Annotated in this window: 20 protein-coding genes; 7 read left to right on the top strand and 13 right to left on the bottom strand. The window is 69.4% G+C overall.

Annotated features, from left to right (window positions below):
• Positions 1-42 precede the first annotated feature (42 nt).
• The 9 genes from leuA to hrcA form a co-directional block, all read right to left on the bottom strand.
• Positions 43-1,809, bottom strand: a complete 1,767-nt coding sequence (gene leuA / locus E3O23_RS04900; protein WP_134488723.1) for a 2-isopropylmalate synthase — start codon at positions 1,807-1,809, stop codon at positions 43-45.
• A 268-nt stretch (positions 1,810-2,077) separates the two neighbouring features.
• Positions 2,078-2,980 (bottom strand): GTPase Era, encoded by a 903-nt coding sequence (gene era / locus E3O23_RS04895; protein ID WP_134488721.1) that lies wholly within the window; start codon positions 2,978-2,980, stop codon positions 2,078-2,080.
• Entirely contained in the window at positions 2,973-4,292 is a 1,320-nt protein-coding gene (locus tag E3O23_RS04890) for a hemolysin family protein (protein ID WP_134488719.1), read from the bottom strand. Before E3O23_RS04890 ends, era begins: the two co-directional genes overlap by 8 nt.
• A complete protein-coding gene (gene ybeY, locus E3O23_RS04885; RefSeq protein ID WP_134488717.1) occupies positions 4,292-4,756 on the bottom strand; it encodes an rRNA maturation RNase YbeY in 465 nt (154 codons plus the stop codon). Before ybeY ends, E3O23_RS04890 begins: the two co-directional genes overlap by 1 nt.
• On the bottom strand, positions 4,753-5,790 hold the full coding sequence (locus E3O23_RS04880; protein WP_134488774.1) for a PhoH family protein: 1,038 nt from the start codon (positions 5,788-5,790) through the stop codon (positions 4,753-4,755). The genes ybeY and E3O23_RS04880 overlap by 4 nt, the downstream gene beginning before the upstream one ends.
• A gap of 37 nt (positions 5,791-5,827) precedes the next feature.
• A complete protein-coding gene (locus E3O23_RS04875; protein ID WP_134488715.1) occupies positions 5,828-6,190 on the bottom strand; it encodes an HIT domain-containing protein in 363 nt (120 codons plus the stop codon).
• Positions 6,191-6,211: 21 nt separating this feature from the next.
• Complete coding sequence (locus E3O23_RS04870) at positions 6,212-6,952, bottom strand: 16S rRNA (uracil(1498)-N(3))-methyltransferase (protein ID WP_134488713.1); 741 nt, start codon at positions 6,950-6,952, stop codon at positions 6,212-6,214.
• A gap of 10 nt (positions 6,953-6,962) precedes the next feature.
• A complete protein-coding gene (gene dnaJ / locus E3O23_RS04865; protein WP_134488711.1) occupies positions 6,963-8,069 on the bottom strand; it encodes a molecular chaperone DnaJ in 1,107 nt (368 codons plus the stop codon).
• A gap of 81 nt (positions 8,070-8,150) precedes the next feature.
• Complete coding sequence (gene hrcA / locus E3O23_RS04860) at positions 8,151-9,173, bottom strand: heat-inducible transcriptional repressor HrcA (protein ID WP_134488709.1); 1,023 nt, start codon at positions 9,171-9,173, stop codon at positions 8,151-8,153.
• A gap of 206 nt (positions 9,174-9,379) precedes the next feature.
• Between hrcA and E3O23_RS04855 the strand changes: the two genes are divergently transcribed.
• Positions 9,380-9,832, top strand: coding sequence for a DUF4870 domain-containing protein (locus tag E3O23_RS04855; protein ID WP_134488707.1), 453 nt, complete (start codon positions 9,380-9,382; stop codon positions 9,830-9,832).
• Positions 9,833-9,922: 90 nt separating this feature from the next.
• Positions 9,923-10,300 (top strand): DUF4870 domain-containing protein, encoded by a 378-nt coding sequence (locus tag E3O23_RS04850; RefSeq protein WP_134488705.1) that lies wholly within the window; start codon positions 9,923-9,925, stop codon positions 10,298-10,300.
• Between the two features lie 18 nt (positions 10,301-10,318).
• Here E3O23_RS04850 and hemW read toward each other — a convergent pair whose 3' ends face one another.
• Genes hemW through E3O23_RS04830 form a run of 4 tightly spaced genes read right to left on the bottom strand, consistent with a single transcriptional unit; the run spans position 10,319 to position 15,331 of the window.
• Positions 10,319-11,542 (bottom strand): radical SAM family heme chaperone HemW, encoded by a 1,224-nt coding sequence (hemW, locus tag E3O23_RS04845; RefSeq protein ID WP_134488703.1) that lies wholly within the window; start codon positions 11,540-11,542, stop codon positions 10,319-10,321.
• 6 nt (positions 11,543-11,548) lie between these two features.
• Positions 11,549-12,196 (bottom strand): DUF1990 family protein, encoded by a 648-nt coding sequence (locus tag E3O23_RS04840; RefSeq protein WP_134488701.1) that lies wholly within the window; start codon positions 12,194-12,196, stop codon positions 11,549-11,551.
• 4 nt (positions 12,197-12,200) lie between these two features.
• Complete coding sequence (lepA, locus tag E3O23_RS04835; protein ID WP_134488699.1) at positions 12,201-14,054, bottom strand: translation elongation factor 4; 1,854 nt, start codon at positions 14,052-14,054, stop codon at positions 12,201-12,203.
• 38 nt (positions 14,055-14,092) lie between these two features.
• A complete protein-coding gene (locus E3O23_RS04830) occupies positions 14,093-15,331 on the bottom strand; it encodes an amidohydrolase (RefSeq protein ID WP_134488697.1) in 1,239 nt (412 codons plus the stop codon).
• Between the two features lie 137 nt (positions 15,332-15,468).
• On the opposite strand from E3O23_RS04830, the gene E3O23_RS04825 reads away from it, so the two are divergent.
• From E3O23_RS04825 to E3O23_RS04805, 5 genes are all read left to right on the top strand, one after another.
• The gene (locus E3O23_RS04825; RefSeq protein ID WP_134488695.1) at positions 15,469-16,773 is read left to right on the top strand and encodes a sensor histidine kinase; all 1,305 of its coding nucleotides are present in this window, start codon (positions 15,469-15,471) and stop codon (positions 16,771-16,773) included.
• Positions 16,770-17,396, top strand: coding sequence for a response regulator (locus E3O23_RS04820; protein ID WP_134488693.1), 627 nt, complete (start codon positions 16,770-16,772; stop codon positions 17,394-17,396). The genes E3O23_RS04825 and E3O23_RS04820 overlap by 4 nt, the downstream gene beginning before the upstream one ends.
• Positions 17,396-18,199, top strand: coding sequence for an alpha/beta fold hydrolase (locus E3O23_RS04815; RefSeq protein WP_134488691.1), 804 nt, complete (start codon positions 17,396-17,398; stop codon positions 18,197-18,199). The genes E3O23_RS04820 and E3O23_RS04815 overlap by 1 nt, the downstream gene beginning before the upstream one ends.
• 120 nt (positions 18,200-18,319) lie before the next feature.
• Complete coding sequence (gene rpsT / locus E3O23_RS04810; protein WP_134488689.1) at positions 18,320-18,583, top strand: 30S ribosomal protein S20; 264 nt, start codon at positions 18,320-18,322, stop codon at positions 18,581-18,583.
• 148 nt (positions 18,584-18,731) lie between these two features.
• On the top strand, positions 18,732-19,316 hold the full coding sequence (locus E3O23_RS04805; RefSeq protein ID WP_134488687.1) for a hypothetical protein: 585 nt from the start codon (positions 18,732-18,734) through the stop codon (positions 19,314-19,316).
• The last annotated feature ends 21 nt before the right edge of the window (positions 19,317-19,337 follow it).

Genomic DNA, 19,337 nt, shown 5'->3' with positions numbered 1-19,337 from the left:
CAGGCAGGACCCGGGTCCGGGGCTTCTCCAGGCCGTGGCGAGCTAGGCCGTGGCGAGCTCGCGGTTGCCGACCTCGGCGCGGACGCCGCGGTTGACCGCCGAGACCACCGACTTCAGCGACGCGGTGGAGATGTCGGCGTCGATTCCGACTCCCCAGTAGCGCTTGCCGTTGACGTCGAGCTCGACGTAGGCGGCGGCGAGGGCGTCCCCGCCGGCGGACATGGCGTGCTCGACGTAGTCGTAGAGCGTGATCTCGATGCCCCGCTCGGCCATGATGCCGAGGAACGCGGCGATCGGGCCGTTGCCCGAACCGGTCGCATTGGCCACGGTGTCGTCGTCGCGGAGGTCGACGGTCAGTTCGACCGTGCCGGACAGGTCGCTGGCGGTGCGGGTCGAGTAGAGCTCGAAACGCCCCCACTTGGCATCCGGGTTGGACCGCTTCGCCGGCAGGTACTCGTCGTTGAAGATCTCCCAGATCTGCTCGCTCGTCACCTCGCCGCCCTCGGCGTCGGTCTTGGCCTGGACGACGCCGGAGAACTCGATCTGCAGCTTGCGCGGCAGGTCGAGGGCATGGTCGGTCTTCAGCAGGTAGGCCACGCCGCCCTTGCCGGACTGCGAGTTGACGCGGATCACGGCCTCGTAGCTGCGGCCGAGGTCCTTCGGGTCGATCGGCAGGTAGGGAACGGCCCACGCCAGCTCGTCGACGGAGCGGCCCTGGGCCGCGGCATCCGCGGCCATGGCCTCGAAGCCCTTCTTGATGGCGTCCTGGTGCGAGCCGCTGAAGGCGGTGAAGACGAGGTCGCCGGCCCAGGGGCTGCGCTCGGGGACCGGCAGCTGGTTGCAGTACTCGGCCGTGCGCTTGATCTCGTCGATGTTGCCGAAGTCGATCTGCGGGTCGATGCCCTGGGTGAACATGTTGATGCCCAGGGCGACGAGGTCGACGTTGCCGGTGCGCTCGCCGTTGCCGAACAGGCAGCCCTCAATCCGGTCGGCCCCGGCCAGGTAGCCCAGCTCGGCGGCGGCGATCGCGGTGCCGCGGTCGTTGTGCGGGTGCAGGGAGAGGATGACGTTCTCGCGGTGGGCGAGGTGACGGGACATCCACTCGATCGAGTCCGCGTAGATGTTCGGGGTGGCCATCTCGACCGTGGCCGGCAGGTTGATGATGACCTTGCGCTCCGGCGTCGGCTCCAGGATCTCGATCACCTGGTTGCAGACGTCCACGGCGAACTCGAGCTCGGTGCCCGTGTAGCTTTCCGGCGAGTACTCGTAGTACACGGTGGTGCCGGGGATCGTGGCCTCGGCGGCGCGGCAGAGGCGCGCACCGGCCAGGGCGATGTCGGTGATGCCCTGCTTGTCCTGGCGGAAGACGACCTCGCGCTGCAGCACGCTCGTGGAGTTGTAGAAGTGCACGATCGCCTGCTTCGCCCCGGCGATGGACTCGTAGGTGCGGTGGATTAGGTGCTCGCGCGCCTGGGTCAGCACCTGGATGGTGACGTCATCCGGGATCGCGTTGTCGTCGACGAGGCTGCGCACGAAGTCGAAGTCGGTCTGGCTTGCCGACGGGAAGCCGACCTCGATCTCCTTGTAGCCCATCCGGACCAGCAGGTCGAACATGATGCGCTTGCGCTCTGGGCTCATCGGGTCGATGAGCGCCTGGTTGCCGTCGCGCAGGTCGACCGCGCACCAGCGCGGGGCCTGAACGATGTGCTTGTCCGGCCAGGTGCGGTCGGGCAGTTCCACCCGGAACTGCTCGTGGTACGGACGGTACTTGTGGATCGGCATGGCCGATGCGGTCTGATTGTTCTTCATGATCCCTGATCTCCTCGCGAATGGTGGTCAGCCACGACAGACTCCGCGACGAGGGAGGCCTCAGATTAGGTCTCGTCGCGGCAGCTAAGGAGGAGCACACCGAACAGCACCATTTCAGGCTAGCACCGTTCGCCGGCCGTGATGCTGGGCTTTTGCTCACGATGCCGCAACGGATGCCCGCAGCGAGAATCGCCGTTTCCGCCGAGAGTCGCCGTCGGACCGGCGATTCTCGGCGGAAACGGCGACTCTGGGCGAGCGGCCGGGACGGCTAGAAGCCGAGGCGGCCGAGCTGCTTCGCGTCGCGCTGCCACTCCTTGGCGACCTTGACCCGCAGTGAGAGGAAGACCCGCTTTCCCACCAAGGGCTCGATCTGCTTGCGGGCGCGCATGCCGACATCCTTCAGCCGGCTGCCCGACTTGCCGATGATGATGCCCTTCTGGCTGTCCCGCTCGACGAACAGGTTCGCGTAGATCTCGACCAGCTCCTGGTCGTCGCGCTCGATCATGTCGTCGATGGTCACGGCGATGGAGTGCGGCAGCTCGTCGGTGACGCCCTCCAGCGCGGCCTCGCGGATGTACTCCGAGATGCGCGACTCGAGGGTCTCGTCGGTCACCGTGTCCGCCGGGTAGAGCGGAGCGTCTGCGGTCGGCAGCAGCCGCAGGAGCTCGGCGGCGAGCACGTCGAGCTGGATGCGACTGGTCGAGGAGATCGGCACGATCGCCTCCCAGTCCCGCAACTCGGAGACGGCGAGGAGCTGCGCGGCAACGCTGGTCTTCGACGAGGCGTCGATCTTGGTGACGATGGCCACCTTCTTGGCGCGCGGGAAGGAATCCAGCTGTTCGTTGATGAATCGGTCGCCCGGGCCGATCGGCTCGTTGGCCGGGATGCACAGGCCCACGACGTCGACCCCGGCCAGCGTGGTCTGCACGAGGCTGTTCAGGCGTTCACCGAGCAGCGTGCGCGGCCGGTGGATGCCGGGGGTGTCGACCAGGATCAGCTGGCCGTTCTTCTGGTGCACGATGCCGCGGATGGCGCGGCGCGTGGTCTGCGGCTTCGAGGAGGTGATCGCGACCTTCTCCCCCACCAGCGCGTTCGTCAGCGTGGACTTGCCGACGTTCGGCCTGCCCACGAAGGACACGAATCCCGCCCGGTACGCGTCTTCTTTAGCCATGGCCATTTGCTCCTTCGTCGTCCGACATCCCAAGGAATGCGGTCTGCGCATCAATCAGCGCTTCGTCTCGTTCCACCAGCACGGTGCTAATTCTCTTGCGTCGGCCCTCTGTGCGCTCCGCGGTGAGGACCAGGCCGCTCACCGTGGCGACGGATCCGGCGACCGGCAGGCGTCCGAGCGTCTTGGCCAGCAGACCCCCCACCGAGTCGACGTCGTCGTCGTCCAGGTCGAGGTCGAACAGCTCGCCGAGCTCGTCGACGGGCAGCCGGGCGGCCACCCGGAAGCGTCCGCCGCCGAGATCCTCGACCTCCACGACATCCCGGTCGTATTCGTCGGAGATGTCGCCGACGAGTTCCTCGATCAGGTCCTCCAGGGTGACCAGGCCGGCGATGCCGCCGTACTCGTCGACCACCATCGCGAGGTGGTTGGACTCCAGCTGCATCTGGCGGAGCAGGTCGTCGGCCTTCTTCGACTCGGGCACGAACACGGCGGGGCGGGCCAGTTCGCCCACGCTGAGCTGCTCGACGTTCAACGGCCGCTCATAGACGAGCCTGGCCACATCGCGCAGGTACAGGATGCCGGTGACGTCGTCGACCTCGCCATCGACGACGGGGACGCGCGAGTAGCCCTTGCTCAGGAAGACGCCCATGGCTGCGCCGATCGACGCGCCCGCGTCGATGGTGACCATGTCGGTGCGCGGGATCATGACCTCCCGGACGACGGTGTCGTTGAACTCGAAGATCGAGTGGATGAGCTCCCGGTCCTCCTCCTCGAGCACGTCGAGTTCGGTGGCCTCGTCGACCATGCTGAGCAGCTGGTTCTCCGAGGTGAAGGTGGCGAGGCGGATGCGGCCGGGCGTCACCCGGTTGCCCAGCGCGACCAGGGCGTTGGCGACCGGACCGAGCAGCACCCGGACGAAGTGCACGAGCGGCGCCGTGCCGGCCAGGAGGCTGGTCGGGTGTGCGCGGCCGACGCTGCGCGGGCTGGCCCCGACGAGCACGAAGGACACGGCGGTCATGATCAGCGCGGAGAGGAGCAGGGCCAGCCACAACTCCTCGATCGAGGTGGCGAAGACGAGGGTCACCAGCACCGCCGCGGTCGTCTCGGCGATGATCCGCACGAAATTCAGGGCGTTGAGGTGGGCGCCGGTGTCCCGGGCGATCGCCAGGAGGGAGCGCTTCGCCCGTGAGGTTTCCGCCAGTTCGAGGATGTCGGCCCGCGATTGCGCCGTGATGGCGGCGTCGACGGCGGCCATCAGCCCGCCGAACGCCACCAGCAGGATCGCCGCCGTGACAAACCATCCGATCATCATCAACCGCGCGTGCGTTCCTGCAGGGCGAAGCCGATCAGGATGTCCCGCTGGATGCCGAACATCTCCTTTTCCTCGGCCGGCTCGGCGTGGTCGAAGCCGAGCAGGTGCAGGATGCCGTGCGTGGTGAGCAGGAGCAGTTCCTCGAGGGTGGAGTGCCCGGCGGTCTCGGCCTGGGCCTGGGCCACCTGCGGGCAGAGCACAATGTCGCCGAGTAGCCCGGGCGGGGTCTCGTTCTCCTCCGTGCCGGGGCGCAGCTCGTCCATCGGGAAGCTGAGCACGTCGGTCGGCCCCGGCTCGTCCATCCACTGCACGTGCAGCTGCTCCATGGCGCCCTCGTCCACGAGCACGATCGCGAGTTCGGCATCCGCGTGCACGTGCATCGCGTCGAGCGCGTACGCGGACAGGCGCAGGATGGCGGCCTCGTCGACCGGGATGTTCGACTCGTTATTGATTTCGATGCTCAACTGGGTCTCCGTTTCGGAAGGCGGTCACGCGGGCCGGCGGAGCGCGGGGTGGCGCGGGCGGCGAATTCGCGGGCCTGCTCGCTTTCGTAGCGCTGGGCCTGCTTCTGCGCGTCATATTCGGTGTACGCGTCGACGATTCGTCCCACGAGGGAATGGCGCACGACATCCGCGCTGGTCAGCTGCACGAAGTGGATGTCGTCCAGGTTGTCGAGCACCCGGGTGACGAGCTTGAGCCCGCTCGCGCCGGCGGGCAGGTCAACCTGGGTCACGTCACCGGTGATGACCATCCGGGAGCCGAAGCCGAGCCGGGTGAGGAACATCTTCATCTGTTCCGGCGTGGTGTTCTGGGCCTCGTCGAGCACGACGAAGGAGGAATTGAGCGTGCGCCCGCGCATATACGCGAGCGGGGCGACCTCGATCGTGCCGGCCGCGAGCAGCTTGGGGACGAGCTCGGGGTCCATCATCTCGAAGAGGGCGTCGTAGAGCGGCCGGAGGTACGGGTCGATCTTCTCGGTGAGGGTACCGGGCAGGAAGCCGAGGCGTTCACCGGCCTCGACGGCCGGGCGGGTCAGGATGATCCGGTCGACCTCCTTGCGCTGCAGGGCCTGCACGGCCTTGGCCATCGCCAGGTAGGTCTTGCCGGTTCCGGCCGGGCCGATTCCGAAGGTGATCGTGTTCTCGTCGATCGCGTCGACGTAGTGCTTCTGGCCGAGGGTCTTCGGGCGGATGCTCTTGCCCCTGGACGTGAGGATGGCCTGCCCGAGCAGCTCGGACGGGCTCTGGGTGCTGTCGGCGCCGAGCATCCGCGCCGAGGTGGAGATCTCCGTCTCGCCCAGGTCGCGACCGCCGCGGAGCATCAGCTGAAGTTCCTCGATCAGGCGCCGCACCGCCTCGACCTGTGCGGGCTCCCCGGTCAGGGTGATGTCGTTGCCGCGCACGTGCACGCTGACTTCGGGATACTCGTGTTCGATCGTGTCGAGGAAGCGGTCCTGCGGCCCGAGGAGACGCACCATGGCGATCCCGTCGACCTGCATCCGGAGCTCCGCGCGTTCGGCGCCGGCCGATGTCGCGTCAGTGGGAGCCAAGCGACCCCTCCTTCAGCTGTCCGCCCATGAGGTGGGCGTGCACGTGGAACACGGTCTGGCCCGCCGACGGGCCGGTGTTGAAGACGAGGCGGAACTCCCCGCCCGTGCGCTCGTCGGCGACCTGCCGGGCCACGGCGACGAGTTCGGCCAGCAGGGCGGGATCGGCCGCCGCGAGTTCGACCACGTTGCGGTACTCCTGCGTTTTCGTCGTGATGACGATGTGCACGGGCGCCTGCGGGTGGATGTCGTTGAAGGCGATGATGCGGTCGGTCTCGGCCACGATCGTCGCCGGGATTTCGCGGGCGACGATGCGGCTGAAGATGGACGGTTCTGCGCCGGAGGAAGACATGTCTCTATCTTAAGCGGCGCGCTACCAGCGGCCGAGCGTCGCGTTCAGGATGGCCACGGCCGCCGGACCCGCGGTGGAGGTGCGCAGGATGGTGTCGCCGAGGCGCACCCGCGTCGCGCCGGCCGCCTCGAGGATGGCCAGTTCGGACGGTGCGATGCCGCCCTCGGGCCCGACGACCAGCAGGATGTCGCGGTCATCGGTCGGCGGGGCCACCTCGGTGAGTTTGCCCGCCGCGGTCGGCTCAAGCAGCAGCATCCGCGCCGTGCCGGCCATCACCGCCAGCTGCTTCGTGCCGGCCAGTCCCTCGACGCCCGGCAGCCAGGGTCTGATCGACTGTTTGCTGGCCTCGCGCACGATGCTCGTCCAGCGGTCGCGGCCCTTGGCGACCTTTGCGCCCTCCCAGCGGGACACCGAGCGGGCGGCGGCCCACGGGATCACGCCGTCGATGCCCAGTTCCGTTGCGGCCTGGATGGCCAGTTCGTCCCGGTCGCCCTTGGCGAGGGCCTGCACGAGCACGATCCGGGGCGTGGCCGCCGGCGTGACCGTGCTCGTGTCGACGCTCAGGGACAGCTCGCTGGGCTCCGCGGTCACGACCGTGCCGGCGACAATGAGCCCGGCGCCGTTGCCGAGGAGCAGCTGCTCCCCCGGCCGGATGCGGCTGACCGTGACCGCGTGCCTGGCTTCGCTGCCGCCCACCCGGACGACCGCGCCCGGGACGCAGTCCCGGGCGCGGAGCGTCTCGTCGAGGAAGAAATGCGCCATCGGGCGGCCGCTAGCCGAGGAACCGATCGCGCAGTTTCGCGAAGAGTCCCTGCTGGAAGTGGCTGAGCGAGGGTGCCGGAACCTTGTGCCGGGCCGCGAACGCCTCGATCAGCTCGCGGTCCTTGTGGTCCAGCTTGGTCGGGGTGACCACCTGCACGCCGATCCGCAGGTCGCCGCGGCCGGTGCCGCGCAGCTTGGTCACGCCGCGGTCCTTGATCGTGAGGATCTCGCCGCTCTGCACGCCGGCGCGGAGTTCCACGTCGATGTCGCCGTCGAGCGCGCTGACGGAGGTCGTCGTGCCGAGGATCGCGGAGGTCATCGGGATTTCGAGGGTGCAGAGCAGGTCGTCCCCGTCGCGGCTGAAGACGTCGTGGTGGCGCACCTTCATCTCAAGGTACAGGTCGCCGTTGGGGCCGCCGGCCGGTCCGGCCTCGCCGCTGCCGGGCATCTGCAGACGGAGGCCGGTGTCGACGCCGGCCGGGATGTCGACCGGGACCGTGCGGCGGGCCCGCACGCGCCCCTGGCCCTGGCAGGTGACGCACGGGGTGGCGATGATGGTGCCGTAGCCGCGGCAGGAGCCGCACGGGCTCGACGTCATGACGTTGCCGAGGAGCGAACGGACGGCCCGCTGGATGTTGCCGGTGCCGTGGCAGATGTCGCAGGTGACCGGCGCGGTGCCCGGCTGGCAGCAGGTTCCGCTGCAGGTGGCGCAGACGACGGCCGTATCGACCTCGATGTCGCGGTGCGTGCCGAAGATGACCTCGTCGAGGTCGAGCTCCACCCGGAGCAGCGCGTCCTGGCCGCGTTCGCGACGCGATCGGGGGCCGCGGCTCCCGCCGCCGCCTCCGCCGAAGAACGTTTCGAAGATGTCGCCGAAATTGCCGAACTGGCCGTTGTCGAATCCGCCGCCGCCCTGGCCGCCGCGGTCGTACTGCTGGCGCTGTTTCGCGTCGCTCAGCACGTCGTAGGCGTGCGTGACCGACTTGAACCGTTCGGAGGCGTCGGCCCCGGGGTTCACGTCGGGGTGCAGCTGGCGGGCCAGGCGCCGGTAGGCCTTCTTGATCTCGTCGGTGGTGGCATCGCGGGCGACGCCGAGTACTTCGTAATGGTCAGCCAAAGCTGGCTCTCCTTGAATTTCTTGAGTGAGGATCTGGGGCAGGGAGGTTCTGGGGCAGGGAGGTTCGGGGGTGCCGGACGGTCAGTTCTCGCCGAGGAGGCGGGACAGGTACCGGGCGACGGCACGCACGGCCGCCATGTTGTTGGAGTAGTCCATGCGGGTCGGGCCGAGCACGCCCAGCCGGGCGAGGTCACCGCCCGGGGAGGTGTAACCGCTGGTCAGCACGGATGTCTCGCCGAGCCCGAACGGCGCGTTCTCCCGTCCGATGCTCACCGAGACGCCGTGCTGGTCGGTGGCCATCTCGCCGAACAGGCGCAGCAGGACGACCTGCTCTTCGATGGCCTCGAGCACCGGGTAGATGCTGCCGCTGAAGTCGTGTTCGGTGCGCACCAGGTTCGCCGCGCCGGCCATCACAAGCTTGTCGTGACGGTTCGCGCCGATCTGGTCGCCGAGGGTGGCGGTAATCGGGCCGACGACATCCTCAAGCTCGCTGGGCACCAGCCCCGCCGGGCCGGAGAGGGCGCTGGCCGCCTCGCTCATGGTGAGGCCGGCCACCGCCGAGTTGAGCCGCGCGCGCACGTCGCCGAGCAGCTGTTCGTCGAGGGCCCGCGGCAGCTCGATCACCCGCTGCTCGACCCGGCCGGAGTCGGTGATGAGCACGGAGAGGATGCGGGTGCCGCCGAGGGGCACAAGCTCGATGTGACGCACCGTGGCGCGGGACAGCGAGGGGTACTGCACGAGCGCGACCTGGTGGGTGAGCTGGGACAGCAGCCTGACGCTCCGGGCCAGGACCTCGTCGAGGTCGGCGGACTCGCCGAGGAAGGTCTCGATGGCCTGTCGCTGCGCGGCGGACAGCGGTCGCAGGTCGGCGAGGTGGTCGACGAAGACCCGGTACCCCTTGTCGGTGGGGATGCGTCCGGATGAGGTGTGCGGAGCGACGATGAGCTCCTCCTCTTCGAGGAGGGCCATGTCGTTGCGGATCGTCGCGGCGGAGACACCGAATGAGTGCCGGTCGACGATGGTCTTGGAACCGACCGGTTCCCGTGAAGCGACATAGTCCTGCACGATCACCCGCAGGACCTCGAGGCTGCGATCAGACACCATGCCGGGTCGCCTCCTCTCCGCTCTTGTTGCCGTGTTCTCGGCCTGATTCATGGGCGGTGCTGGCACTCGCCCTTCCTGAGTGCCAATCATACCGCGACCCGCTGGGGATCACCCATTGCTACAAGCCGATCGGGGGCAGTAGCTTATGCATATCGGCGCGGGAATCCCTGTCCGCCGACATGCACGATTCGCTGGAAGGCACCATGATGAGCGATCCGAATGCGCAGATCCCCGACGACCCGTACCGCGGACAGCGCCCGCCCACGGACCCGTACCAGGCCCCGTACCAGGGCGCGGCCCCGGCCGCCCCGCTCAGCGAGACCGACGACCGGCAGTGGGCCTCGTTCGCCCACCTGGGCGGCATCCTGAGCTTTCTCCCCGCCCTGCTGATCTGGCTGATCTTCAAGGATCGCGGCCGCTTCACGGCCGTGGAAGCCAAGGAAGCCCTCAACTTCCAGATCACCGTGCTGTTCGGCTACGTCGCGATCAACATCGTCGCCAGCTTCCTCGCGGCGATCACGTTCGGGATCGGCGGGGTCTTCGGCATGCTGTCCGGCGCCCTGTGGCTCGTCAGCCTGATCTTCTCCATCCTCGGCTTCATGCAGGCCAAGGACGGACACCACTACCGTTACCCGTTCGCGGTGCGCCTGATCAAGTAGGCCGGCCGCTACTCTGGTGTCGGCGTGGTCGCACCGGCGCCGGCCCAGGCCGACACAGCAAGGCCGTCACAGCCCAGAAGGAGTCCGAAGATGTCCGCAGCACCTCCCCCGCCCCCCTCGAACCAGTACCAGGCCCCGACCCCGATGAACCCGGCGGACGAGAAGCTCTGGGCGACGCTCATCCACATCGGCGGAATCCTCTTCGGCCCGCTGCCGGCGCTGATCGGCTACCTGGTCCTCAAGGACCGTGGCCCGTTCATCCGCGCGCACACGGCGACGGCCCTGAACTTCCAGATCACCCTGCTGATCGCCTACGTCGTCGGCGGCATCACGGTGTTCATCCTGATCGGCTTCCTCATCCTCGCCGCCGCGTGGATCCTCGCCATCGTCTTCGGAATCATGGCCGCGATGGCAGCCAACAACGGCCAGTACTACACCTACCCGCTCACGATCAAGTTCGTCAGCTAGGGCCGGGCGGCGGCGCGGTCAGTCGGTCAGGCGGCGGACGACCGCGTCCGCCAGCAGCCGGCCCCGAAGGGTGAGCTCGATCGAGCCGCCGATGGCCGCCGCGCCGTCGACGAGCTCGTCAGCGATCAGCCCGGCAACCTCACGGCGTCCCTCTGCCGACAGCGACGCGACCGGGATGCCCTCCCGGATCCGGCTGAGCAGCAGGACCCGCTCGACCTCCCGCGTCGCGGCGTCGAGCGTCTCCCGGCCGGCGGCCGGCGACTGCCCGGAGAGCACCCGGTCCGCGTAGGCGGCCGGGTGTTTGACGTTCCACCAGCGCACTCCGCCGATGTGGCTGTGCGCGCCGGGCCCGACGCCCCACCAGTCCTGGCTGCGCCAGTAGGCGAGGTTGTGGCGGGAGCGGTGGGCGTCATCCGTCGCCCAGTTGCTCACCTCGTACCAGGAGTAGCCGGCGGCCGCGAGCAGGTCGTCGGCGAGCTCGTAGAAGTCCGCCTGGAGGTCTTCGTCGGGCTGGACCAGTTCGCCGCGGCGGATCTGGCGGGCGAGCTTGGTGCCCTCCTCGACGATCAGCGAGTAGGCGCTGAGGTGGTCGGGGGCCTGGGCGATGGCGTGCTCCAGGCTGGCTCGCCAGTCGGCGAGGGTCTCCCCCGGCGTGCCGTAAATGAGGTCGAGGCTGACGTCGAGCCCCGCGTCCCTGGCCCAGCGCACGACGAGCGGCACCCGCTCGGGGTCGTGGGTGCGTTCGAGGGTGGCCAGCACGCTCGGGACGGCCGACTGCATGCCGAAGGACACCCGGGTGAAGCCGGCCTCGGCGAGGCGGCCGAGGTAGGCCGCGTCGACGGAGTCGGGGTTGGCCTCGGTGGTGACCTCGGCGCCGGGGGCGATGCCCCAGACGCTCCTCACGGACTGCAGCATCCGGGCCAGGTGCTCGGCCGGCAGGAGCGTCGGGGTGCCGCCGCCGAAGAAGACCGTCGAGGCCTCGCGGGCCGGCAGCCCGGAGTCTTCGAGGATGCGGCCCGCCGCCTCGACCTCGAGGACGGCCTGGCCGGCATAGTCGCTCTGCTTGACGCCGCGCAGCTCGGTGGCGGTATAGGTGTTGAAGTCGCAGTATCCGCAGCGCACACGGCAGAACGGCACGTGCAGGTAAACGCCGAAGTCGCGATCCGACGCGCCGAGGGCGGCCGAGACGGGCAGGATGCCGTCGGGCGGGGCTGGATCTCCGAGGGGCTGGGGACCGGCCATTGCCGCCTACATTCCCCCGACCGGGTGCAACGCCAGCAGGTATCGTTTCGTGAACTTCGCCTGCTGGAGCCGCAGGATCGGCCAGGCCAGGCGGAAGTACCAGGTGCTCGGGCGGGAGAACGCCCGGATGGTCAGCCAGACGGAATCATCGTCACGCTTGTCGACGACGAAGGACTCCTCGCCGCTCTCCGGGTGGCCCTTCATCGTGCCGTAGGCGAAGCCGACCTGGCCGGGTTCGTCGATCACGTAGACGACGCGCACCGGGGTGGTGACGGTGAATGGCCCGAACGGAATTTTCAGCCGGGCGGTCATGCCGTTTTCGATGTACGGCGTTCCGTCGTCCGCGAAGGTCGCCTCGGTGTCCGCACGCTTCTGGTCGGCCGCCGCCGTGCCGTCGTTGTTGAAGAGGAGGCCGGTGTATTGCACGCCGGTTCCGCTTTCCAGGTCGGTGACGGTCATGCCGCTGCCGCGCTGCACACCCCAGGTCATCAGGGATTTGGAGGCCAGGCGGAAGCGTTCGTCTCCGCTGCCGAGCCTGACGCTGCGTTCGAGCGGGCGGTGGCCGGTCGGCGGGTAGCGGAGCAGGTCGGGCGCGAGGGTGCCGCCGATGGCCCCGTAGGTCACGGCCGCGTCGGTGAAGGTTGCCCGGCGCATCCGGTTACTTCTTCTCTTTCTTGGGCGGTTCGTCGCCGGAGAGCGCGGCGATGAACGCCTCCTGCGGCACCTCGACCCGGCCGACCATCTTCATGCGCTTCTTGCCCTCTTTCTGCTTCTCCAGGAGCTTGCGCTTGCGGGAGATGTCGCCGCCGTAGCACTTGGCCAGCACGTCCTTGCGGATGGCGCTGATCGACTCGCGGGCGATGATCCGGGCGCCGATGGCGGCCTGGATCGGCACGTCGAACTGCTGGCGCGGGATCAGTTTCCGCAGCCGCCCGGTCATCAGCACGCCGTACTCGTAGGCCTTGTCCCGGTGCACGATCGCGCTGAACGCGTCGACCTGTTCGCCCTGGAGCAGGATGTCCACCTTGACCAGGTCCGCCTCCTGCGAGCCGATCGGCTCGTAGTCGAGCGAGCCGTAGCCGGCCGTGCGGCTCTTGAGGTTGTCGAAGAAGTCGAACACGATCTCGCCGAGCGGCATGGTGTAGCGGATCTCAACCCGGTCCTCGCCGAGGTAGTCCATGCCGAGGAGGGTGCCGCGGCGGCCCTGGCAGAGTTCCATGATCACGCCGACGTAGTCCTTGGGAGCGAGGATGGCCGCCTTGACGATCGGCTCCTCGACCTTCGCGATCTTCCCGTTCGGGAACTCGCTCGGGTTCGTGACCGTGACGGTCTTCTTGTCGTCGGTGGTGACCTCGTAGATCACGCTGGGCGCGGTGGTGATCAGGTCGAGGCCGAATTCGCGGTCGAGGCGTTCGGTGATGATCTCGAGGTGCAGCAGGCCGAGGAATCCGCAGCGGAAGCCGAAGCCGAGGGCGACGGAGGTTTCCGGCTCGTAGACGAGCGAGGCGTCGGAGAGCTTGAGCTTGTCGAGGGCCTCGCGGAGGGCCGGGTAGTCGCTGCCGTCGATCGGGTAGAGCCCGGAGAAGACCATCGGCTTGGGCTCGGTGTAGCCGGGGAGGGCGACCGTGGCCGGCTTCAGCGCGGTGGTGACCGTGTCGCCGACCTTCGACTGGCGCACGTCCTTCACGCCCGTGATCAGGTAACCGACCTCGCCGACGCCGAGGCCCTGGCTCTGGGTCGGCTCCGGGGAGCTGACGCCGATCTCGAGGATCTCGTGGGTGGCGCGGGTGGACATCATCTGGATCTTCTCGCGCGGGCCCAGCTTGCCGTCGATCATGCGCACGTAGGTGACCACGCCGCGGTAGCTGTCGTAGACCGAGTCGAAGATCATCGCGCGGGTCGGGGCATCCGGGTCGCCGACCGGGGCCGGGATGAGCCGGGTGGCGCGGTCGAGCAGTTCGCTGACCCCGACGCCGGTCTTGCCGGAGACCCGCAGCACGTCGTCGGGGCTGCCGCCGATGAGGCTGGCCAGTTCCTTCGCGTACTTGTCGGGGTCGGCCGCCGGCAGGTCGATCTTGTTCAGCACCGGGATGATGGTGAGGTCGTTCTCGAGGGCGAGGTAGAGGTTCGCCAGCGTCTGCGCCTCGATGCCCTGGGCCGCGTCGACGAGCAGGATCGCGCCCTCGCACGCGGCGAGGCTGCGGGAGACCTCGTAGGTGAAGTCGACGTGGCCGGGCGTGTCGATCATGTTCAACGCGTAGGTCTGGCCGTCAAGCTCCCAGGGCATCCGCACGGCCTGGCTCTTGATCGTGATGCCGCGCTCGCGCTCGATGTCCATCCGGTCGAGGTACTGGGCGCGCATCGACCGTTCGTCGACGACGCCGGTGATCTGCAGCATCCGGTCGGCCAGCGTGGACTTGCCGTGGTCGATGTGGGCAATGATGCAGAAGTTACGGATGAACGCCGGCGGGGTGGCGGACGGTTCAAGCGCCTTGAGAGCTCTGGGTGACATGGTGGCCCAATTCTTTCATGCTCAGCGGCTCTGCCGGTCTACCCGCGTGCTGAGAGCCGCTCGCTGCGCTCGATGACGTGTCCCGCGCCGTCCGCCCAGCGGTAGACCGGGGTCCCGGAGATGAGCACGAGTTCGGCGCGGGAGGTGATTTCGAGGGGGTCCCCGGACCAGACCACGACATCCGCGTCGAGGCCCGGCGTGAGCGAACCGACCCGGTCCTGGAGGCGCATCATCACGGCGGGGTTCACCGTGAGGGCCTCGAGGGCGACCCGGGCCGGCAGGCCCTCCTTGACGGCGAACGACGCCTGGTGCACGAGGAAGTTGATCGGGACGACGGGGTGGTCGGTGGTGATGGCCACCCGCACGCCGGCCGCGGCGAGCGCGACGAGGTTGCCGATGGCGCGGTCGCGGAGCTCGACCTTGGTGCGGGAGGTGAACAGCGGCCCGAAGATCACCGGGATGTCGCGCTCGGCGAGCACGTCGGCGAGCTTGTGTCCCTCGGTTCCGTGGTTGATCACCAGGCGGTAGCCGAATTCGTCGGCCAGGCGGAGCGCGGTCGCGATGTCGTCGTGGCGGTGCACATGCTGGTCCCAGGCGAGCTCGCCGGACAGCACCCTGGCCAGGGTCTCCTTGCCGAGGTCGCGGGTGAAGGGTTCGTTCTTCAGTTCGGCGGCGTCGCGGGCCTCGGCGTAGTTGCGGGCCTCCACGAAAGCCCGGCGGATGACCAGGCTCACGCCCAGCCGTGTGCTGGGGGTCTGCGTCCGGTCGCCGTACACCCGTTTCGGGTTCTCGCCGAGGGCCGACTTGACGCTGACCGACTCGCTGACGACCTGCTCGTCGACGGTGCGGCCGCCCCAGCTCTTGATCGCGACCGTCTGTCCTCCGATCGGGTTGCCGGAACCCGGCTTGACGACGATCGTGGTGATCCCCCCGGCCAGCGCGTCACGGAATCCCTCATCGTCGATGTTGATCGCGTCGATCGCCCGGACTCCGGCCATGTTCGGGTCGGTCATCTCGTTGGTGTCGTTGCCCGCCCAGCCGTTGGCCTCCTCGTCGATGCCGACATGGCCGTGCGCCTCGATGAAGCCCGGCAGCACCCACTTGCCGGTCGCGTCGATGACCACGGCGTCGGCGGGGACGGCCAGGTCGGTGCCGACGGCCTCGATTCGGCCGTCGCGGATCAACACGGTGCCCCGCTCGAGCGGGTCGCCCGCGATCGGGAGCACGCGGGCGTTGACGATGGCGATCGGCTGGGGAGAATTCGTCGGTGAAGTCATCTGTCGAGACTAGTGAGTCGAGTCGGGCCGGGTAGTCCCGGGCCCAGCGGGGTGTGCCGGGGTCCAGCGCGTCGAGCGGCGAGGTTCATCCCTTCGACGGATGCCGGGACGCCGGCGCTCTGGTTAGGCTGGGCGCAATGTCCAGCCGTCCCGCCGTCAGACCTGCCGCCATCGGCAGTGCTGCCGCCAGCCCTGCCGCCCGCGGCCCTGCCGCCGGGGACGCTGCCGCCGTCATCGGCGGCGGTCTGCCCCCGTCGGCGCTCACCCCCGTCTTCACCGGCCTGAGGATGGGCCTGCACCTGTTGATCGCGGCGCTGACCGCCCTCGTCGTCGTGCGCGCCCTGTTCGGCGCCTGGCCGAACCCGGAACTCGTCGTCGGCCTGTCCGCCGTGTTCCTCGGCACCTACGTCGCGGGCAGCTACCTCGCCCGCACGCGCCGGGAACGGTGGATCATCCCCCTCTGGCTGGGCCTGCTGCTCGTCGAGTGGCTGGTGCTCACCCTCCTGGCGCAGGACGCGGCCTACATCGTCTTCCCGCTGTTCTTCCTGCAACTGCACGTGCTCCCACTGCGCTGGGGCGTGCCGCTCGTCCTGGTCAGCGTGCTGCTGGCCGTCTGGGCGCTGAGCCGCAACCTCGGCTTCACCGTGGGAGCCGCGCTCGGCCCCCTCGTCGGCGCCGGCGTGGCCGTCGCGATCGGCCTGGGGTACCGGGCCCTGCTGCGCGAGGCCGCGGAGCGCCAGGCCCTGATCGGTGAGCTTCGCGGCGCCCAGGCCGACCTCGCCGCGACCGAACGCCAGGCCGGCATCCTCGCCGAGCGCGGACGGCTCGCCCGGGAGATCCACGACACCCTCGCCCAGGGCCTCTCCAGCATCCAGTTGCTGATCCATGCCGCCGAACGCACGGTGACGGATGCCGCGGCGCTTGAGCACCTGCGCCTGGCCCGGGACACGGCGGCCGCCAACCTGCAGGAGACGCGGCGGTTCATCCGCGAGCTCACTCCCCCGGCCCTGGACACCCAGACCCTTCCGGGCGCGCTCGCCCGGCTGGCCGATACCGCCACCCGGGAGGCGGCCGGGAGCGCGGAGTCCACGGCGGTGAGCCTGCACGTCACCGGGGAGCCGGTCGAACTGCCCATGCGGCTCGAAGCCACCCTGCTGCGGATCGCCCAGGGCTCGCTGGCCAATGTGGCGCAGCACGCTGCGGCGACCCGCGCCGAGATCACCCTCAGCTACATGAGCGACGAGGTCAGGCTCGACGTCGTCGACAACGGGCGGGGCTTCACCCGGGCGGCGCCGACACCGGGGCTGCGGACGGAGTCGTTCGGGCTCGTGGCCATCCGCCAGCGGGTGGAACAGCTCGGCGGAACCTTCGTGGTCGAGTCGCGGCCCGGCCGCGGAACGGCCATCGCGGTGACATTCCCCCTGGCCGAGGGGGCGGCGTGATCCGCCTCCTGCTGGCCGACGACCACCCGGTGGTGCGCGCGGGCCTGCGTGCCCTGTTCTCGGCGGAGGCCGACATGGAGGTCACCGCGGAGGCCGGCACCGCGGAGGAGGCGGTCGCGCTCGCCGCGGCGGGCGAGGTCGACCTGGTGCTCATGGACCTGCAGTTCACCGGCGAGCTGCAGGGCGCGGAGGCGACCCGGGCCGTCCGCTCGCGTCCCGGCGCGCCGCGCGTGCTCGTCCTGACCAACTACGACACCGATGCCGACATCCTCGGCGCAATCGAGGCCGGGGCGAGCGGCTACCTGCTCAAGGATGCCCCGCCGGTCGAGCTCGTCGCGGCCGTGCGCGCCGCGGCGGCCGGGGAGAGCGCCCTGGCGCCGGCCGTCGCCTCTCGGCTGGACACCTGCACCCAGGTGCCGGAGACCCGGCTGTCGCTGCGTGAGGCGGAGGTGCTCACCCTCGTCGCGGCCGGGCGATCCAACCGCCAGATCGGGCAGGACCTGTTCCTCAGCGAGGCCACGGTCAAGTCACACCTCGCACACATCTTCGCCAAGCTCGGGGTGGGGTCGCGCACCTCGGCCGTCGCCGCGGCTCGGGCCGCCGGAACCATTCGGAGCAGCTGATGGCCCCGGTCCCGATCCTGCTCGTCCACGGCATCCGCACCTCGGCGACGATGTGGCGCCGGCAGGCGGAACTGCTCCGCGCCGACGGGCACCCCGTGCTGGCGATCGATCTGCCCGGCCATGGCGCGCTGATCGGCGAGGAGTTCACGGTGGAGGGTGCCCTCCGCGAGATCGATGCCGGCGTGACCGCGCTGGGCGGCCGGGTGATGCTCGTTGGCCTCTCGCTCGGCGGCTACTACGCGATCGCCTACGCCGGCGAGCACCCCGAGCGGGTGGTCGGGCTGGTAGCGGCCGGTTGCTCCACCGTGCCGGGAGGGCCGGGGCTGGCCGCGTACCGCGGCCTCGCCCGGGGCATCCATCGGCTGCCCGACCGCGGGCTCTGGCTGCACACCGCGATGGTGCGCGCCCTCGTTCCCCGCCAGGGCGCGCTCGACGTGCTGGCCGGCGGGGTGGCCCTGGACGTCATGGATGCCGGGCTGCGGGCAACCGGGACGCTCAGGCCGCTGGCGAGCCTGGCCGCGTACCCGGGGCCGGTGTGGCTGGTGAACGGGGCACTGGACCAGTTCCGGCTGAACGAACGGCGCTTCCTCGCGGCCTGCCGCCGCGGACACCTCGTGATCGTGCCCGGCGCGACCCACCTGGTGAGCCTGGCGCAACCGCAGCGCTTCGCCACGGTGCTCCGCCGGGTCGCCGCCGAGCTGTCGGCGGACTTCCCGGCCGGGGACCACGGCGGGGAACAGGCCGGGGAACCGGCCGGGGAACCGGCCGGGGAACCGGGGCCGATTGTCGGGCCGGGCGAATAGCTGGTATCGTTTCCTGTTGGCTTGCGTGTTGGGTCCCACCCCACACGATTTTCGCCGCGAAGCGCCCTCTACCCGCTGAGTGGCATGTCCGTACAAGAATCTAAACGAAAGCGTGCAAACGTGGCAAACATCAAGTCGCAGATCAAGCGCATCCTCACCAACAAGAAGTCCCAGGAGCGCAACAAGGCGGTCAAGAGCGAGTTCAAGACCGCCATCCGCATCGCGCGCGCCGCGATCACCTCCGGTGACAAGGACAAGGCCACCGCCACCCTCGCCGTTGCTTCGAAGAAGCTCGACAAGGCTGTCAGCAAGGGCGTCATCCACCGCAACCAGGCCGCGAACAAGAAGTCCGCGCTGGCGAAGTCGGTTTCCGCCCTCAAGTAGTCCCGGACCGGGGCTTCCTGCCCTCGGTTCACAGAGTCCCCGCCCTGACCGGCGGGGACTTTTTTGCGTTCGCCCTCCTTGCCCCCGTCTTTTTCGGCCTTTTCCCGGCTTTCCCGGCGCGACGGGCAATTCACGCTACGCTGACCGCGTGAAGAGCGAAGCTGCGGGCGGTATGGCTAGTGAGCCGGACGGGATCGGTCCCGTCGGCGCGGCGCGGGGTCATGCCCGGTTGATGGCCGTCCTCGCCTCCGTGGGCGCCCTCGCGCTCACCGTCGGCCTGGTGACGACGCTCCCCGCGGACTCGCGCCCGCCGATCTGGGCGATCGTGGCGTTCGTCGCGGTTGTCCTCCTCCTCGCGAGCGTTGGCCTCTACGGCGGGGCGCTGCTGGCCGGCACCGCCGCGGACCGCGCTCGCTCCCTCGCGTCCCGCGGATCCCTGCTGGCCCTCGTCGCCCTCGCCGCGATCGCGGTCGCGCTGGGGATCAAGCTCTTCGTCCCCACCCCCGTGGAGGCGGTCTTCGTGCAGTTCTCCGACCTGGCCGGGCGGGTTCAGCTCGAGTACTGCCCATCGCTGCCCGGTTCGTTCGAGGCGAAGGCGACGGCGGCGGACGTTCGCGGGACCTCGGCCGTCGTGCCGGTGCTGGTGTCCGGGGACGTCTGCGGGAACACCGACTTCACGGACGGGGTCTGGCTCCACCTGAAGCGTTCCTCGGTGACCATCGCGGTCGAGTAGGCGACCATCGCGGTCGAGTAG

The sequence above is a fragment of the Cryobacterium tagatosivorans genome (assembly GCF_004402215.1).
GTDB classification, from domain to species: Bacteria; Actinomycetota; Actinomycetes; order Actinomycetales; family Microbacteriaceae; genus Cryobacterium; species Cryobacterium tagatosivorans.
The sequence above is the reverse complement of the archived record's forward strand: the minus strand, read 5'-3'. Positions and strand labels throughout refer to the sequence as shown.

Bases quoted from the DNA above. Each gene is read 5' to 3' on its own strand.
- hemW (WP_134488703.1), bottom strand. From the start codon at position 11,542: ATGGCCGGTCCCCAGCCCCTCGGAGATCCAGCCCCGCCCGACGGCATC.
- E3O23_RS04850 (WP_134488705.1), top strand. From the start codon at position 9,923: ATGTCCGCAGCACCTCCCCCGCCCCCCTCGAACCAGTACCAGGCCCCG.
- E3O23_RS04890 (WP_134488719.1), bottom strand. From the start codon at position 4,292: ATGATGATCGGATGGTTTGTCACGGCGGCGATCCTGCTGGTGGCGTTC.
- E3O23_RS04840 (WP_134488701.1), bottom strand. From the start codon at position 12,196: ATGCGCCGGGCAACCTTCACCGACGCGGCCGTGACCTACGGGGCCATC.
- E3O23_RS04830 (WP_134488697.1), bottom strand. From the start codon at position 15,331: ATGACTTCACCGACGAATTCTCCCCAGCCGATCGCCATCGTCAACGCC.
- leuA (WP_134488723.1), bottom strand. From the start codon at position 1,809: ATGAAGAACAATCAGACCGCATCGGCCATGCCGATCCACAAGTACCGT.
- lepA (WP_134488699.1), bottom strand. From the start codon at position 14,054: ATGTCACCCAGAGCTCTCAAGGCGCTTGAACCGTCCGCCACCCCGCCG.
- E3O23_RS04815 (WP_134488691.1), top strand. From the start codon at position 17,396: ATGGCCCCGGTCCCGATCCTGCTCGTCCACGGCATCCGCACCTCGGCG.
- hrcA (WP_134488709.1), bottom strand. From the start codon at position 9,173: ATGGTGTCTGATCGCAGCCTCGAGGTCCTGCGGGTGATCGTGCAGGAC.
- E3O23_RS04880 (WP_134488774.1), bottom strand. From the start codon at position 5,790: ATGCAGGTCGACGGGATCGCCATGGTGCGTCTCCTCGGGCCGCAGGAC.
- E3O23_RS04875 (WP_134488715.1), bottom strand. From the start codon at position 6,190: ATGTCTTCCTCCGGCGCAGAACCGTCCATCTTCAGCCGCATCGTCGCC.
- E3O23_RS04855 (WP_134488707.1), top strand. From the start codon at position 9,380: ATGAGCGATCCGAATGCGCAGATCCCCGACGACCCGTACCGCGGACAG.
- E3O23_RS04870 (WP_134488713.1), bottom strand. From the start codon at position 6,952: ATGGCGCATTTCTTCCTCGACGAGACGCTCCGCGCCCGGGACTGCGTC.
- E3O23_RS04825 (WP_134488695.1), top strand. From the start codon at position 15,469: ATGTCCAGCCGTCCCGCCGTCAGACCTGCCGCCATCGGCAGTGCTGCC.
- era (WP_134488721.1), bottom strand. From the start codon at position 2,980: ATGGCTAAAGAAGACGCGTACCGGGCGGGATTCGTGTCCTTCGTGGGC.